The organism is Streptomyces sp. NPDC001100 (assembly GCF_053598575.1).
The window spans coordinates 26,358-39,197 of record NZ_JBSFKO010000009.1 but is presented as its reverse complement, the minus strand read 5'-3'; the positions used below and the strand labels follow the sequence as shown (position 1 = coordinate 39,197).

Sequence of the window (12,840 nt, the reverse complement as noted above, 5' to 3'; positions counted from 1 at the left end):
GCCTCACGCGGTCCTCACGCGGTGAAGCGGCCGGTGCGTTTGATCTCCGGGTAGTCGGTGGTCGCGCCGTCCAGCTCCAGGGCACGGACGAGCCGCAGGTGGTCCTGGGTGTTCACCACCCAGCCGATGATCCTCAGGTCCGCCTTGCGCGCCGCCTCCACGACCTCCAGGGTCAGCCTGCGGATGTTCAGACAGACCGTTTCGGCACCGGCCTCGATGGCGCGCTCGACCACGTCGGGGCCGAAGCGGCTGGCGATCAGAGCGGTGCGTACGCCGGGCACCAGGCGGGCGATCTCGGTGATCGCCTCGTCGTGGAACGAGGACACCTCGACCCGTCCGACCAGGTCCCGCCGGTGCATGACCTCGGCCAGTGCCCGTGCCGCCGCCAGGTCCTTGATCTCGGCCTGGAGCGGTGACCGGACGGCGTCCAGCACCTCCTCGAAGGTCGGTACGCGCTCGCCCCGGCCCGCGTCCAGGGTGCGCAGCTCGTCGAGGGTCAGCTCGGCGATCGGACCGGTTCCGTCGGTCGTACGGTCCACGTCGGCGTCGTGCATGACGACGAGGGCGCCGTCCCTGCTCAGATGCAGATCGAGTTCGATGACATCGAGGCCGCCCTGCTCGGCGGCGACGAAGGAACGGAGAGTGTTCTCGGGTTCGAGACCCATGACTCCGCGGTGACCGATGGTAAGGAAGTTCAAGGTTCAACTCGCTTCCGTCGACGGCGGCTCGGCACGCGCGCGCGGGCGCGGCCGGACACCGGCGTCCACGCGGCAGAGCCGCAGCCTAACGGCCGGGCCCGGCGATGGACCCGCGCGTACACGGAGGATCGGGGAGACGCCAGGGGCCGACCTGCGCGCTGCCGGCCGGGACGGTCACCCCGGGGTGGGCGAGTCCCGGTGTGATTGACCGGTGGCCGGTTTCGGCGCCTCGGTCCCTGGGTAGCCGCGCGATGCCTCTTCGGTGGTCATCGGGGTTTCCAACAGGAAAAAGTTCGGTCACATGCAGGGGTCGGCAGGATAATCTCCCGAAGATCCTCTTGCTGGGAGAAACCACATATGTATACGGTTCCCATACGCTGGATTCTCCCGTGGAGGATGGGACATGACGGAAATTCTTGTGCAGGTGGGTTCGGAGGAGCGGGTTCCTCCCGTGACCAGGGTGGTGGAGCATCCGGCATGGCCCGTGCTCAAGGATGCCGTGGAACGGATCCGGCCATGGCAGACCAAGGACGGGTCGATCGACTTCGCGGCCGAGGGTGCCCCGGACCGTGCGGAGGCCGAGTACGCCGTACGCCGCGTGACGGGTGCCGTCGGGGAGCTCGCCGTGCTGCTCCCGCACGATGCCGCCTATCACGCCGCTCTGGTCCGGGACCTGGAGCGGTGGGCCGCGGACGGCTTCCAGGTGCCCGACTTCCTCGACTCGCTGCTGGCCTTCCAGCCCGCAGCGAACCGCCGGGACGGCCTTGAGCACCTGGTCGTGTTCCCGATGTACACGCAGAACGGCAACCCGGACCGCAACCTCGAAGCGGTCGTCCTGCGCATGGTCTGGCCCGACTGGCTGGCCGAGCTGGAGGCGACCCGTTACGACAACCCGCTGTTCTGCGGCATCACCTTTGAGGACTTCACGGCCGGCTACGACACGAACTCGGCCGTGCTCTTCCCGGAGACCATCGCCGTACGCCAGGCGCCTGAACGTTTCTCCTGGGGCGGCATCTTCTGCGACCGCGAGGCCGCCCGCTTCCGCCGGGTCACCGAGGCCGCCGTCGACATCCTGGGCATGGAACTGCCCGAGGACGTCGCCACGATGGTCCACGACCAGAAGCGCTGCGAGGAGGCCTTCGTCCTGTGGGACATGGTCCACGACCGCACCCACAGCCACGGCGACCTGCCCTTCGACCCGTTCATGATCAAGCAGCGCCAGCCGTTCTGGATGTACGGCCTCGAAGAGCTGCGCTGCGACCTCACCGCCTTCAAGGAGGCCGTGAAGCTGGAGGCCGACGGCGTCCCGCAGGCCCGTGACGTGCAGTACGCGGTCCTGTGCGACCGCATGTTCCGCTTCCCGGTCACCGGCGAGCGCGTCCGCAACTACGACGGACTCGGCGGCCAGCTCCTCTTCGCCTACCTCCACAAGCACGACGTCGTCCGCTGGACCGACAACAAGCTGCACATCGACTGGCAGCGCGCGCCCGAGGTCACCAACCAGCTGTGCGCCGAGATCGAGGACCTCTACCGCGCGGGCATCGACCGCCCCAAGCTCGTCCACTGGTTCAAGGCCTACGAGCTGGTCGCCACCTACCTCGCCCCGCACCCCGGCTCCAAGTGGGCCAAGGGTCCCGACGCCCTGGACCTGAGCCAGCCGCCGCGGAAACTCGTGGACGACGTGCTTCCGGACGAGTTTCCGCTGAGCATGTTCTATGAGGCACTCTCGAAGAAGCTGAAGAACGTGATCGCCTCGACCAAGGGCATCACGGCGGAGAGCGCCGAGCGGATCGCCGCGTGAGCGACCGCAGCACCGAAGTGGCTCAGGAGGCGAGGACCATGGGGAACGGGGCGCTCAACGGCGCGGTGATCGCGGTGGCCGGGGCGGGCGGACCGGCAGGCCATGCCGTGCTGCTGCGGCTGGCGGAGGCGGGCGCGACCGTCGTCGGCTCGGACGCGCATCCCGAACGCCTGGCGGAGGCCGTGGACGCGGCCCGCTACGCGCACGGCGGCGCCACCGTCGTGGGAGACACCGTCGACCTGCTCGACCCGCGGGCTACCCGTGACTGGGCCGCGCACATCGAGAAGGACTTCGGCCGCGTCGACGGCCTCGTCCACCTCGTCGGCGGCTGGCGCGGCAGCGCCACCTTCGCCGAGACCGACCTCGCCGACTGGGACCTGCTGGAGAAGCTGCTCATCCGCACCGTGCAGCACACCTCCCTGGCCTTCTACGACGGCCTGGCGCGCAGCGACCGCGGGCGCTATCTGCTGATCAGCGCGGCCGGCGCCAGCAAGCCCACGGCGGGCAACGCGGCGTACTCCGCCTCCAAGGCCGCCGCCGAGGCCTGGACGCTCGCCATGGCCGACGGCTACCGCAAGGCCGGCGGCGAGGACGGACCCACCTCCGCCGCCGCCGTCATGGTGGTCAAGGCGCTGGTGCACGACGCGATGCGCGCCGAACGCCCCAACGCGAAGTTCGCGGGCTTCACCGACGTCAAGGACCTCGCCGAGGCCATCGCCGGCGTCTGGGACAAGCCCGCCGCCGAAGTGAACGGACACCGTCTGTGGCTGACCGAGAAGCCGTGAACCCTCCGAAGACCGACGCACGGCGCCACCACGACCCGGAGATCCGCGGCTTCGCCAGCGACAACTACGCCGGCGCCCACCCCGAGGTCCTCGCCGCCCTCGCCCTCGCCAACGGCGGCCACCAGGTCGCCTATGGAGAGGACGACTACACCGAGAACCTCCAGGGCATCATCCGCAGCCACTTCGGCGCCACGGCCGAGGCCTTCCCGGTCTTCAACGGCACCGGTGCCAACGTCGTCGCGCTCCAGGCGGTCACCGACCGCTGGGGCGCGGTGATCTGCGCCGAGAGCGCCCACATCAACGTCGACGAGGGCGGCGCCCCCGAGCGCATGGGCGGCCTGAAGCTGCTCACCGTGCCCACCCCGGACGGCAAGCTCACGCCCGAACTGATCGACCGACAGGCCTACGGCTGGGACGACGAGCACCGCGCGATGCCGCAGGTCGTCTCGATCACCCAGAGCACCGAACTCGGCACCCTCTACACGCCCGACGAGATCCGCGCGATCTGCGACCACGCCCACGCGCACGGCATGAAGGTCCACCTCGACGGCTCCCGGATAGCCAACGCGGCGGCGTCCCTGGACGTCCCCATGCGGACGTTCACCAACGCGGTCGGCGTCGACATCCTCTCCCTGGGCGGGACGAAGAACGGCGCGATCTTCGGTGAGGCGGTCGTCGTCATCAACCAGGACGCCGTCAGCCACATGAAGCACCTGCGCAAGCTGTCCATGCAGCTCGCCTCCAAGATGCGCTTCGTCTCCGTGCAGTTGGAGGCGCTGCTCGCCAAGGACCTGTGGCTGCGCAACGCCCGCCACGCGAACGAGATGGCCCAGCGCCTCGCCGAGGGCGTGCGTGCGGTGCACGGGGTGGAGATCCTCTACCCGGTGCAGGCCAACGGCGTCTTCGCCCGCCTCCCGCACGACGTGAGCGTGCGCCTTCAGCAGCGCTTCCGGTTCTACTTCTGGGACGAGGCGGCCGGTGACGTCCGCTGGATGTGCGGCTTCGACACGACCGAGGACGACGTGGACGCGTTCGTGGCGGCGCTCAAGGAGGAGATGGCGCGCTAGTCAAGCTTGAAGAGTTGATGCATAGGTATGCGGTCGTCTGAAAAGTCATTGACTGTCGGGTGATCGCTTTCCTATGCTCTCCGTCCATGGAGCTGATCCAGAACACCCTCGACCTGTCCGCGTACTTGGCTGCCGACGAGGCCATCGATCACGGTCATCCCCTTGTGCGCGAGACGGCCGCGCGACTCGCCATGGGCGCCGAAGACTCGTATGGCTATGCACGACTGGCGTTCGAGTTCGTGCGGGACACCATTCCCCACTCGCAGGACGCGGGTGACCCGCGCGTCACCTGGCGGGCCTCGGACGTCCTGGAGCAGGGCACCGGCATCTGCTACGCCAAGGCGCACGCCCTGGCCGCGCTGCTGCGGGCCGAGGACATTCCGACGGCGCTGTGCTACCAGAAGTTCGACGTGGTGCACGGGCTGGTCGCCGTGCGGTTCAACGGGGCCTGGCATCGGCAGGACCCGCGCGGCAACAAGCCTGGCGTGGACGCGCAGTTCTCCCTCGACGGCGAGCGGCTGGCCTTCGTACCCGATCCGGAGTTCAATGAGCTGGACTATCCGGTCCTGTATGCTGAACCACACCCGGTCGTGCTCAGCGCCCTGAAGGCCGCCCCCGACCGGCCGTACCTCTGGCAGACACTCCCGACCGCACTCTGAGGCACCTCATGACGCTGACCCTGACCGTGTCCGACGAAGTCCGCGCCCTCGCGCCCGGTTTCACGCATGTCGCGATCGAGGCGACCGGACTGGTCAACGGGCCGAGCACCGATGCGAGTTCGGCGCTCCTGGACGACGCGGCCCGCCGGCTGGCCGTACGGCTGGACGGTCGTGCACCGCACGAGGACCCGCACATGGCGGCCTGGCGCGAGGTGTACACGGCGTTCGGGTCGAAACCCTCGCGCACCCGCAACTCGGCCGAGGCGCTCGCCAAGAGGGCGCTCACGGACGCCGGACTGCCCCGCATCAATGCGCTGGTCGACCTCTACAACGCCATCAGCGTCGCGTACCTGATCCCCGTGGGCGGTGAGGACGCCGACCGCATCCAGGGCGGGATGACCCTCCAACGGGCCACCGGGGACGAGGAGTTCGTGACCGTCGTGGGCGGCGAGGAGGCCGTCGAACACCCCGACGCGGGCGAGGTGGTGTGGGCCGACGCAGTCGGTGTCACCTGCCGCCGCTGGAACTGGCGACAGGGTCCGCGCACCAGGCTCACGGAGGAATCGACGTCCGCCGTCTTCCTGTTGGAGAGTCTGGCGCCGATGCCCGTCGCCGAGGTCGAGCGCGCGGGTGCCGAACTCGCCGAACTGCTGGCGAAGTTCAGCCCCGGGGCGCGGATCACGGTCCACGCCCCGGCGTGACGATTCAGCGAGCCTCGGACGCCTTGACCTCTTCGGCGGTGGGCGCGGTGCCGCCGAGATGGGCCGGCATCCACCAGGTGTCGTCCGGGCCCTTGGGGCGTACCGGATAGGCGCGCTGGGCGGCCTCAAGGAGCTCCTGGACGCGCTCGCGCAGGCGGCGGGTGATCGCGCCCGCGTACTGGTCCTGGGGGGCCTCCACCGGCTCGCCGACCCGGATGGTGATCGGGGTGTGGCTGCGCTTGAAGTTCTTCGGGTGGCCCTTGGTCCACAGCCGCTGCGTGCCCCACAGGGCCATCGGGATCAGCGGGACGCCGGCCTCCTGGGCCATGCGCGCGGCACCGGACTTGAAGCTCTTCAGGGTGAAGGACTGGGAGATCGTCGCCTCGGGGAAGACACCGACGATCTCACCGGACCGCAGCGACTCCAGCGCGTGCTGGTAGGCGGTCTCGCCCTGCTTGCGGTCCACCGGGATGTGCTTCATGCCGCGCATCAGCGGACCGGAGATCTTGTGCCGGAACACCGACTCCTTCGCCATGAAGCGCACCAGGCGCTTCTGCGGCAGGGCGGCCAGGCCGTCGAAGATGAAGTCCAGATAGCTGATGTGGTTGCTGACCAGCACAGCGCCGCCCGAGCGCGGAATGTTCTCCGATCCCTTGAGGTCGATCTTGAGGTCCCAGACCTTGAACAACGTTTGGGCGAGACCGACGACGGGGCGGTAGACAAGCTCAGCCATGGACGGGGTGGACCCTTCTCTCTGCCTGGAAGGGGTTCTCCGGGCGGGAAAGTTACGCAGCCGTAGGTTTACGGCATTGCGCAGATCGTGCCCGAAGAACGAACGACTGGCCAGTCCTCGTGCCGTAGAACGGCGAGATTCTCGTCACGTACATCACTTGATCCACCTCGGACTTTTAAATTCTCTTTACTCTGCGCGAACCGTCACCCTGCGTACGAGCAGGTACATCTCGCACCCCAGGCAGTACCCGAACGCGGCATTGAGGAACGCGGCGGCGAGCGCGGCACCGGTCGCCGCGAGCCCCAGCCAGGCCGGTCCCAGGCCCAAACCGACCAGGCCCACCCCGGCGAAGACCAGCCCGACCGCCTGCGCGAACCGCGGCGGCTCCGGCGACTCGAACTCGGTCGGCGGCCCGATCCGCGGCCGTACGGCCTTCCGGAACAGCCAGCCGTACGGCGAACGGCCCACGCCACCCGCCGCGCCCAGTGCGAACGCCAGGGTCTGCCAGGCCAGCAGCCAGAAGCTGCCGGTCACCAGTACGACCGCCAGTACTACGGTCGTCAGGGCCGCGCCGAAGCGCGGCCCTCGTACGTCGATGTCCATGAATCAAGGATTCCGCAGCGGAAACGATTCTGAGTGCCGGGAATCTTTGCAGTCTCGTGAACGCTAGAAGGGTCGATGAGCGGACTTGTGGTGTGCGTGGTGGTGCTCGCGGCGGCGAGCGCCTACGGAGTGCTGCATCGGCGGCGGAGCGGGAGAGTGCGCGTGCGTGGGCGCGACGGCGGAAAACGGCTCGGCGCCGCCGAGTTGGGCGGCGACCTGGGCGAGAAGGCCACCCTGGTGCAGTTCTCCAGCGCCTTCTGCGCGCCCTGCCGGGCCACGCGCCGGGTGCTGGGCGAGGTGGCCGGCATGGTCCCCGGAGTGCACCACATCGAGATCGACGCCGAGGACCATCTGGACCTCGTACGGGAACTCGACATCCTGAAGACCCCCACCGTGCTGGTGCTCGACGCGGACGGACGCGTCGTGCGGCGCGCCACCGGTCTCCCCCGCAAGGCGGATGTCATCGCGGCCCTGGGGGAGGCGGTTTGACGATTCGGGCGGAAGCGGTGAGTCATCTCCCATATGCCGGAACGTACTTGACTGCGCACACCACCTATCGTCAGCCTGACCGTATGCCTTCGGAACTCCTTCTTTTCGGGCGGGCGCACGTCGACCTCGCACGCACCGCGAGCGCGTGCTGTCCGGGCTGTTGAGCAGCCACGGTCCAGCTCGTCGCCTCCCCAAGAAGGACAGCCCCATGACGGCCACGCCCGATCTCGGCACCTCCCGGCTCGCCTCTCCCGACCTCCTGCGTTCCGTCTTCCGGCAGCACGCCGCCGGTGTGGCGGTGATCACCGCGCGTGGTGAGACCGGCCCGGTCGGCTTCACCGCCACCTCCCTCAGCTCCGTCTCGGCCCAGCCCCCGATGCTGTCCTTCGGGATCGGCACCGGCGCGTCCAGCTGGCCCGCGATATCCGGGGCCGACCATGTCGGCGTGCACATACTCGGCGAGCACCAGGAGCAGTTGGCCGCCACCTTCGCCCGCAGCGGCGCCGACCGGTTCGGGACGCCCACCGTCTGGCACGAGGGCCCCGAGGGCGTGCCGGTCCTCGACGGTGTGCTCGCCTGGCTGGTGTGCCGGGTCGTCGCGCGCGTGCCCGCAGGGGACCACCGCATCGTGATCGCCGAGGTCGTCCTCGGTGATCACGCGGGCTCCGGCCGCCCGCTCCTCTACCACCAGGGCCGCTTCAACGGGCTGCGTGACTGAGACCACTCCCGGTGGGTGACGGGCCACCCTGCGGAAGCGTCGAGTTCCGATTACGCTGCGTTGCACAGGTCACAGTTCAAAGCGCTTGCTTAGCGGGCACCTGCTGAGGGAGCGTAGTGCTGCGTACTGGCGAGTAATATTTCGCTCGGAGCACCGGCCGCCCGCACCGGGAACGGCCGTTCAAGGGGCCTATGCTGCCTGGAAGTAGGCAGCCGAAAAATGACGATGCAGTAGGAGAGCCGGCGTGAGCTTGAGGATCGTTGTCACTGTGAAGTACGTGCCCGACGCCACTGGCGACCGGCACTTCGCCGATGACCTGACCGTCGACCGGGACGACGTGGACGGTCTGCTCTCCGAGCTCGACGAGTACGCGGTCGAGCAGGCGCTGCAGATCTCCGAGAACTCGGACGACGACGTCGAGATCACCGTCCTGACGGTGGGCCCGGAGGACGCCAAGGACGCCCTGCGCAAGGCGCTGTCCATGGGCGCCGACAAGGCGATCCACGTCGAGGACGACGACCTGCACGGCACCGACGTCATCGGCACCTCCCTGGTGCTGGCCAAGGCGATCGAGAAGGCCGGCTTCGACCTGGTCGTCTCCGGCATGGCCTCCACCGACGGCACCGCCGGTGTGATCCCCGCCCTGCTGGCCGAGCGCCTGGGCGTCCCGCAGGTCACGCTGCTCTCCGAGGTCTCCGTCGCGGACGGCGTCGTCAAGGGCCGCCGGGACGGCGACACCGCCTCCGAGCAGCTTGAGGCCTCCCTGCCGGCCGTCGTGTCCGTCACCGACCAGTCGGGCGAGGCGCGTTACCCGTCCTTCAAGGGCATCATGGCCGCCAAGAAGAAGCCGGTTCAGGCCTGGGACCTCTCCGACCTGGAGATCGACACCGACGAGGTCGGCCTCGAAGGCGCCTGGACCGCCGTCGACTCCGCGGCCCAGCGCCCCGCGCGCACCGCCGGCACGATCGTCAAGGACGAGGGCGAGGGCGGCAAGCAGCTCGCCGAGTTCCTCGCGGGCCAGAAGTTCATCTAGGCCCCAAGGCTCAAGGCTCAACTCCCTCACCGCCCCTCAGACTTCGCAAGCACGCAGGAGACCATTCCCATGGCTGAAGTTCTCGTCTACGTCGACCACGTGGACGGCGCCGTCCGCAAGCCCACCCTGGAGCTGCTGACGCTGGCCCGCCGCATCGGCGAGCCCGTCGCGGTCGCCCTCGGCCCCGGTGCCGAGAACACCGCCGCCGCGCTCGCCGAGCACGGCGCGGTGAAGGTGCTCACGCACGACGCCGCCGAGTACGCCGACTACCTCGTCGTACCGAAGGTGGACGCCCTCCAGGCCGCCTACGCCGCCGTCTCCCCGGCCGCCGTCCTGGTGCCGTCCTCCGCCGAGGGCAAGGAGATCGCCGCCCGCCTCGCGGTGCGCATCGGCTCCGGCATCATCACCGACGCCACCGACCTGGAGGCCGGTGACGAGGGCCCGGTCGCCACGCAGTCGGTGTTCGCCGCCTCCTTCACCACCAAGACCCGTGTCTCCAAGGGCACCCCGGTCATCACCGTGAAGCCCAACTCGGCCGCCGTGGAGGCCGCCCCGGCCGCCGGTACGGTCGAGGCCCTCGCGGTCACCTTCTCGGACAAGGCCACCGGTACCAAGGTCACCGCGCGCACCCCGCGCGAGTCGACCGGTCGCCCGGAGCTGACCGAGGCCGCGATCGTCGTCTCCGGCGGCCGCGGTGTGAACGGCTCGGAGAACTTCGCGATCATCGAGGCCCTCGCCGACTCCCTCGGCGCGGCCGTCGGCGCCTCGCGCGCGGCCGTCGACGCCGGCTGGTACCCGCACTCCAACCAGGTCGGCCAGACCGGCAAGAGCGTCTCCCCGCAGCTCTACATCGCCAACGGCATCTCCGGCGCGATCCAGCACCGCGCGGGCATGCAGACCTCGAAGACGATCGTGGCCGTCAACAAGGACGCCGAGGCCCCGATCTTCGACCTCGTCGACTACGGCGTGGTCGGCGACCTCTTCGACGTCGTCCCGCAGCTCACCGAGGAGATCAACACCCGCAAGGGCTGATCCCGGACCGATGCCTTCGGGCTGTACGAGGCTCCTGCGACCCACATGGTCGCGGGAGCCTTCGTTCATCGCAGGCTGATCGTCGACTGCACGGGCAGATGGTCGCTGGGGAACTGGCTGTTCTCGGAGAACGTGTCGATGACCGTACGGCGCACGGTGACCCCCTCGCCGACCAGGATCCAGTCGATGCGGTTCCCGTCCGGGACGAGCGCGCGATAGCCGTGGAAGGTGCCGTAGAGCCGCCCGCGACCGGCCGCCGCGTCCCAGGTGTCCCTGAGACCCGCGCTCAGCATCGTGGTGTAGACCGAGGTGGTGTAGGCGGCGGTGTTGAAGTCGCCGGTCACCACGAGCGGCAGGGAGCGGTCGAGGCGGGCGAGGCGCTCGGCGATGAGCGTCGCGGCACGCTCGCGGGCGTACTGACTCGCGTTGTCCAGGTGGGTGTTGAGGACGTAGAACTGCCGTCCGTCGTCCCCGAGGTCGCGGAAGCGGATCCAGGTGGCGATGCGCGGGTGGGCGCCGCCCCAGGTGTTCGAGCCGATCACGGAGGGTGTGTCGGAGAGCCAGAACTGGTCGTACTCGACGGGGGCGAGCCGGCGGGTGTCGTAGAAGATCGCCGTCTCCTCGTCGTGGCTGCCCCCTTTGCGGCCGCTGCCGATCCAGTCGTAGTGCGGTGCGAGGTCCCGCTTGATGTCCTGGAGCTGCCCGTAGAGGCCCTCCTGGGTGCCGATGATGTCGGGGGCCGCGCGGAGCAGCAGGTCGCGCATCACCGGGCGGCGGACCTGCCAGCTGTTGGGTTCTGAGCTGCTCGCGTAGCGCAGGTTGAAGGTCATGACGTCCAGCAGTCGGGTCTCGTGCCGGACGGCGTCGGTGCGTACGGTTCCGATCAGTGGCACGGCGATGGCGGCCGCCACCAGCGTGGTCAGCCCCGCGCGGCGGGTCACCGTCCAGGCAGTCGACATGGGCATCCCTCCCCTTGCGAGTCAGGATGAAGGGGCGGGGCGTCGGGCGGAAGAGGGCCTCGGGGCGGGAGTGAACGGCGCGGGTTCACGCCGTGGACAGGGTGTTGACCGGCGGGAAGATCCACGGATAACTTCGTTCTACGGATTGTTGATTCCGTAGAGCGGAAACCTGGAGGGTGTGGGATGGGTCAGGGCGAGCAGGAGAAGGTGGCGACGAGCCTCGCGGGCGCGGTCGGCGAGGAGATCAGCGCCTCCCTGGCACCGGTCGACGCCGAACTGGAGCGCCGCTACCCCGGCGACCCCGGCACCCGCCAGCCCGTCCACACGGTCTACGTCCCCGGTGACGTCTTCGCCGCCGACACGATCCGCAGCTGGGGCGACCGCGCCCTCGCCGCCCTCGACGAACACGCCCCCGACGCCGCCTCCTTCGCCTCCGTCCTGGGCCTCTCGGACGAACTCGCCGAACCCGTCCACGCGCGCGTGCGGGCCAAGTTGGAGCGCGAGCCGATCGAAGACCTGCGGGTCGACTTCGAGGACGGCTACGGCCCCCGCCCCGACACCGAGGAGGACGAGGCCGCCGCCCGCGCGGCCCGGCTGATCGCCGAGGCGTACGAGAAGGGCACGGCCGCGCCGTACATGGGCATCCGGATGAAGTGCATGGAGGCGCCGGTGCGCGACCGCGGCATCCGCACCCTCGACATCTTCCTGACCGGACTGATGGCGGCCGGCGGACTGCCCGAGGGGCTGGTCCTGACCCTGCCCAAGGTCACCTACGCCGAGCAGGTCACCGCGATGGTGCGCCTCCTGGAGGCCTTCGAGAAGGCGCACGGGCTCGACGCCGGCCGGATCGGCTTCGAGATCCAGATCGAGACCAGCCAGTCCATCCTGGCCACGGACGGGACCGCCACGGTCGCCCGCATGATCCAGGCCGCCGAGGGCCGCGCCACCGGCCTGCACTACGGCACCTTCGACTACAGCGCCTGCCTCGGCGTCTCCGCCGCCTACCAGGCCAGCGACCACCCCGCCGCCGACCACGCGAAGGCGGTCATGCAGGTCGCGGCGGCGGGGACGGGCGTACGCGTCTCGGACGGTTCCACCAACGTGCTCCCGGTCGGTCCCACGGACCGGGTCCACGACGCCTGGCGGCTGCACTACGGCCTCACCAGGCGGGCGCTGGCCCGCGCGTACTACCAGGGCTGGGACATGCACCCCGGCCACATCCCCACCCGCTACGCGGCCGTCTTCGCCTTCTACCGCGAGGGCTTCGAACAGGCCGCGGCCCGCCTCGCCCGCTACGCCAACCGGGCCGGCGGCGACGTCATGGACGAGCCCGCGACCGCCAAGGCCCTCAGCGGCTATCTGCTGCGCGGCCTGGACTGCGGCGCGCTCGACCTCGCGGAGGTGGCCGGCGCGACCGGGCTGAACCGGACGGACCTGGAGGGCTTCGCGGCACCCCGCCGGGGCGACCTGACGGCGTCCGCGAAGTAGCGGACCGGTCACAGCCGTCGCCGCCCCCTCCCGTTGTCACTCTCGCCCCGTAGGCTGTACGGCGTTCATGGATG

14 protein-coding genes are annotated in these 12,840 nt (G+C 69.6%); 10 read left to right on the top strand and 4 right to left on the bottom strand.

Features of this window, described 5'->3' with window-relative positions; translation table 11 throughout:
* Positions 1-14: 14 nt before the first annotated feature.
* Positions 15-698: a glycerophosphodiester phosphodiesterase gene (locus tag ACWDEW_RS15120; RefSeq protein WP_450512994.1), complete on the bottom strand. Its 684-nt coding sequence runs from the start codon at positions 696-698 to the stop codon at positions 15-17.
* A 403-nt stretch (positions 699-1,101) separates the two neighbouring features.
* Between ACWDEW_RS15120 and ACWDEW_RS15115 the strand changes: the two genes are divergently transcribed.
* The 5 genes from ACWDEW_RS15115 to ACWDEW_RS15095 all read left to right on the top strand — a co-directional run bounded on the left by ACWDEW_RS15115 (position 1,102) and on the right by ACWDEW_RS15095 (position 5,711).
* Positions 1,102-2,499, top strand: a complete 1,398-nt coding sequence (locus ACWDEW_RS15115; protein WP_450512992.1) for a DUF6421 family protein — start codon at positions 1,102-1,104, stop codon at positions 2,497-2,499.
* 38 nt (positions 2,500-2,537) lie between these two features.
* Positions 2,538-3,284, top strand: a complete 747-nt coding sequence (locus tag ACWDEW_RS15110) for an SDR family NAD(P)-dependent oxidoreductase (protein ID WP_450512990.1) — start codon at positions 2,538-2,540, stop codon at positions 3,282-3,284.
* On the top strand, positions 3,281-4,351 hold the full coding sequence (locus tag ACWDEW_RS15105; protein ID WP_450512989.1) for a threonine aldolase family protein: 1,071 nt from the start codon (positions 3,281-3,283) through the stop codon (positions 4,349-4,351). The genes ACWDEW_RS15110 and ACWDEW_RS15105 overlap by 4 nt, the downstream gene beginning before the upstream one ends.
* An 86-nt stretch (positions 4,352-4,437) precedes the next feature.
* Positions 4,438-5,010 (top strand): transglutaminase domain-containing protein, encoded by a 573-nt coding sequence (locus tag ACWDEW_RS15100; RefSeq protein ID WP_450512987.1) that lies wholly within the window; start codon positions 4,438-4,440, stop codon positions 5,008-5,010.
* 8 nt (positions 5,011-5,018) lie between these two features.
* Complete coding sequence (locus ACWDEW_RS15095; protein WP_450512985.1) at positions 5,019-5,711, top strand: B3/B4 domain-containing protein; 693 nt, start codon at positions 5,019-5,021, stop codon at positions 5,709-5,711.
* A gap of 4 nt (positions 5,712-5,715) precedes the next feature.
* Here the strand turns inward: ACWDEW_RS15095 and ACWDEW_RS15090 are convergent, their stop codons facing one another.
* Positions 5,716-6,444 carry a lysophospholipid acyltransferase family protein gene (locus tag ACWDEW_RS15090; protein WP_450512983.1) on the bottom strand — a complete coding sequence of 243 codons (729 nt, stop codon included), beginning with the start codon at positions 6,442-6,444 and terminating at the stop codon, positions 5,716-5,718.
* 186 nt (positions 6,445-6,630) lie between these two features.
* Positions 6,631-7,047, bottom strand: coding sequence for a DUF4395 domain-containing protein (locus ACWDEW_RS15085; protein WP_450512981.1), 417 nt, complete (start codon positions 7,045-7,047; stop codon positions 6,631-6,633).
* Between the two features lie 75 nt (positions 7,048-7,122).
* Here ACWDEW_RS15085 and ACWDEW_RS15080 point away from each other — a divergent pair, with 75 nt between their 5' ends.
* From ACWDEW_RS15080 to ACWDEW_RS15065, 4 genes are all read left to right on the top strand, one after another.
* The gene (locus ACWDEW_RS15080) at positions 7,123-7,536 is read left to right on the top strand and encodes a TlpA family protein disulfide reductase (RefSeq protein WP_416955589.1); all 414 of its coding nucleotides are present in this window, start codon (positions 7,123-7,125) and stop codon (positions 7,534-7,536) included.
* 208 nt (positions 7,537-7,744) lie between these two features.
* Positions 7,745-8,254, top strand: a complete 510-nt coding sequence (locus tag ACWDEW_RS15075; protein ID WP_450512978.1) for a flavin reductase family protein — start codon at positions 7,745-7,747, stop codon at positions 8,252-8,254.
* 244 nt (positions 8,255-8,498) lie between these two features.
* Positions 8,499-9,287 carry an electron transfer flavoprotein subunit beta/FixA family protein gene (locus tag ACWDEW_RS15070; RefSeq protein ID WP_262062823.1) on the top strand — a complete coding sequence of 263 codons (789 nt, stop codon included), beginning with the start codon at positions 8,499-8,501 and terminating at the stop codon, positions 9,285-9,287.
* Between the two features lie 69 nt (positions 9,288-9,356).
* Positions 9,357-10,319 carry an electron transfer flavoprotein subunit alpha/FixB family protein gene (locus ACWDEW_RS15065; RefSeq protein WP_450512977.1) on the top strand — a complete coding sequence of 321 codons (963 nt, stop codon included), beginning with the start codon at positions 9,357-9,359 and terminating at the stop codon, positions 10,317-10,319.
* 65 nt (positions 10,320-10,384) lie between these two features.
* Here ACWDEW_RS15065 and ACWDEW_RS15060 read toward each other — a convergent pair whose 3' ends face one another.
* A complete protein-coding gene (locus ACWDEW_RS15060) occupies positions 10,385-11,278 on the bottom strand; it encodes an endonuclease/exonuclease/phosphatase family protein (RefSeq protein ID WP_450512975.1) in 894 nt (297 codons plus the stop codon).
* A gap of 183 nt (positions 11,279-11,461) precedes the next feature.
* Here ACWDEW_RS15060 and ACWDEW_RS15055 point away from each other — a divergent pair, with 183 nt between their 5' ends.
* A complete protein-coding gene (locus ACWDEW_RS15055) occupies positions 11,462-12,766 on the top strand; it encodes a DUF6986 family protein (protein ID WP_450512973.1) in 1,305 nt (434 codons plus the stop codon).
* The last annotated feature ends 74 nt before the right edge of the window (positions 12,767-12,840 follow it).

Bases quoted from the DNA above. Each gene is read 5' to 3' on its own strand.
- ACWDEW_RS15115 (WP_450512992.1), top strand. From the start codon at position 1,102: ATGACGGAAATTCTTGTGCAGGTGGGTTCGGAGGAGCGGGTTCCTCCC.
- ACWDEW_RS15110 (WP_450512990.1), top strand. From the start codon at position 2,538: ATGGGGAACGGGGCGCTCAACGGCGCGGTGATCGCGGTGGCCGGGGCG.
- ACWDEW_RS15100 (WP_450512987.1), top strand. From the start codon at position 4,438: ATGGAGCTGATCCAGAACACCCTCGACCTGTCCGCGTACTTGGCTGCC.
- ACWDEW_RS15095 (WP_450512985.1), top strand. From the start codon at position 5,019: ATGACGCTGACCCTGACCGTGTCCGACGAAGTCCGCGCCCTCGCGCCC.
- ACWDEW_RS15090 (WP_450512983.1), bottom strand. From the start codon at position 6,444: ATGGCTGAGCTTGTCTACCGCCCCGTCGTCGGTCTCGCCCAAACGTTG.
- ACWDEW_RS15085 (WP_450512981.1), bottom strand. From the start codon at position 7,047: ATGGACATCGACGTACGAGGGCCGCGCTTCGGCGCGGCCCTGACGACC.
- ACWDEW_RS15080 (WP_416955589.1), top strand. From the start codon at position 7,123: ATGAGCGGACTTGTGGTGTGCGTGGTGGTGCTCGCGGCGGCGAGCGCC.
- ACWDEW_RS15075 (WP_450512978.1), top strand. From the start codon at position 7,745: ATGACGGCCACGCCCGATCTCGGCACCTCCCGGCTCGCCTCTCCCGAC.
- ACWDEW_RS15065 (WP_450512977.1), top strand. From the start codon at position 9,357: ATGGCTGAAGTTCTCGTCTACGTCGACCACGTGGACGGCGCCGTCCGC.
- ACWDEW_RS15060 (WP_450512975.1), bottom strand. From the start codon at position 11,278: ATGTCGACTGCCTGGACGGTGACCCGCCGCGCGGGGCTGACCACGCTG.
- ACWDEW_RS15055 (WP_450512973.1), top strand. From the start codon at position 11,462: ATGGGTCAGGGCGAGCAGGAGAAGGTGGCGACGAGCCTCGCGGGCGCG.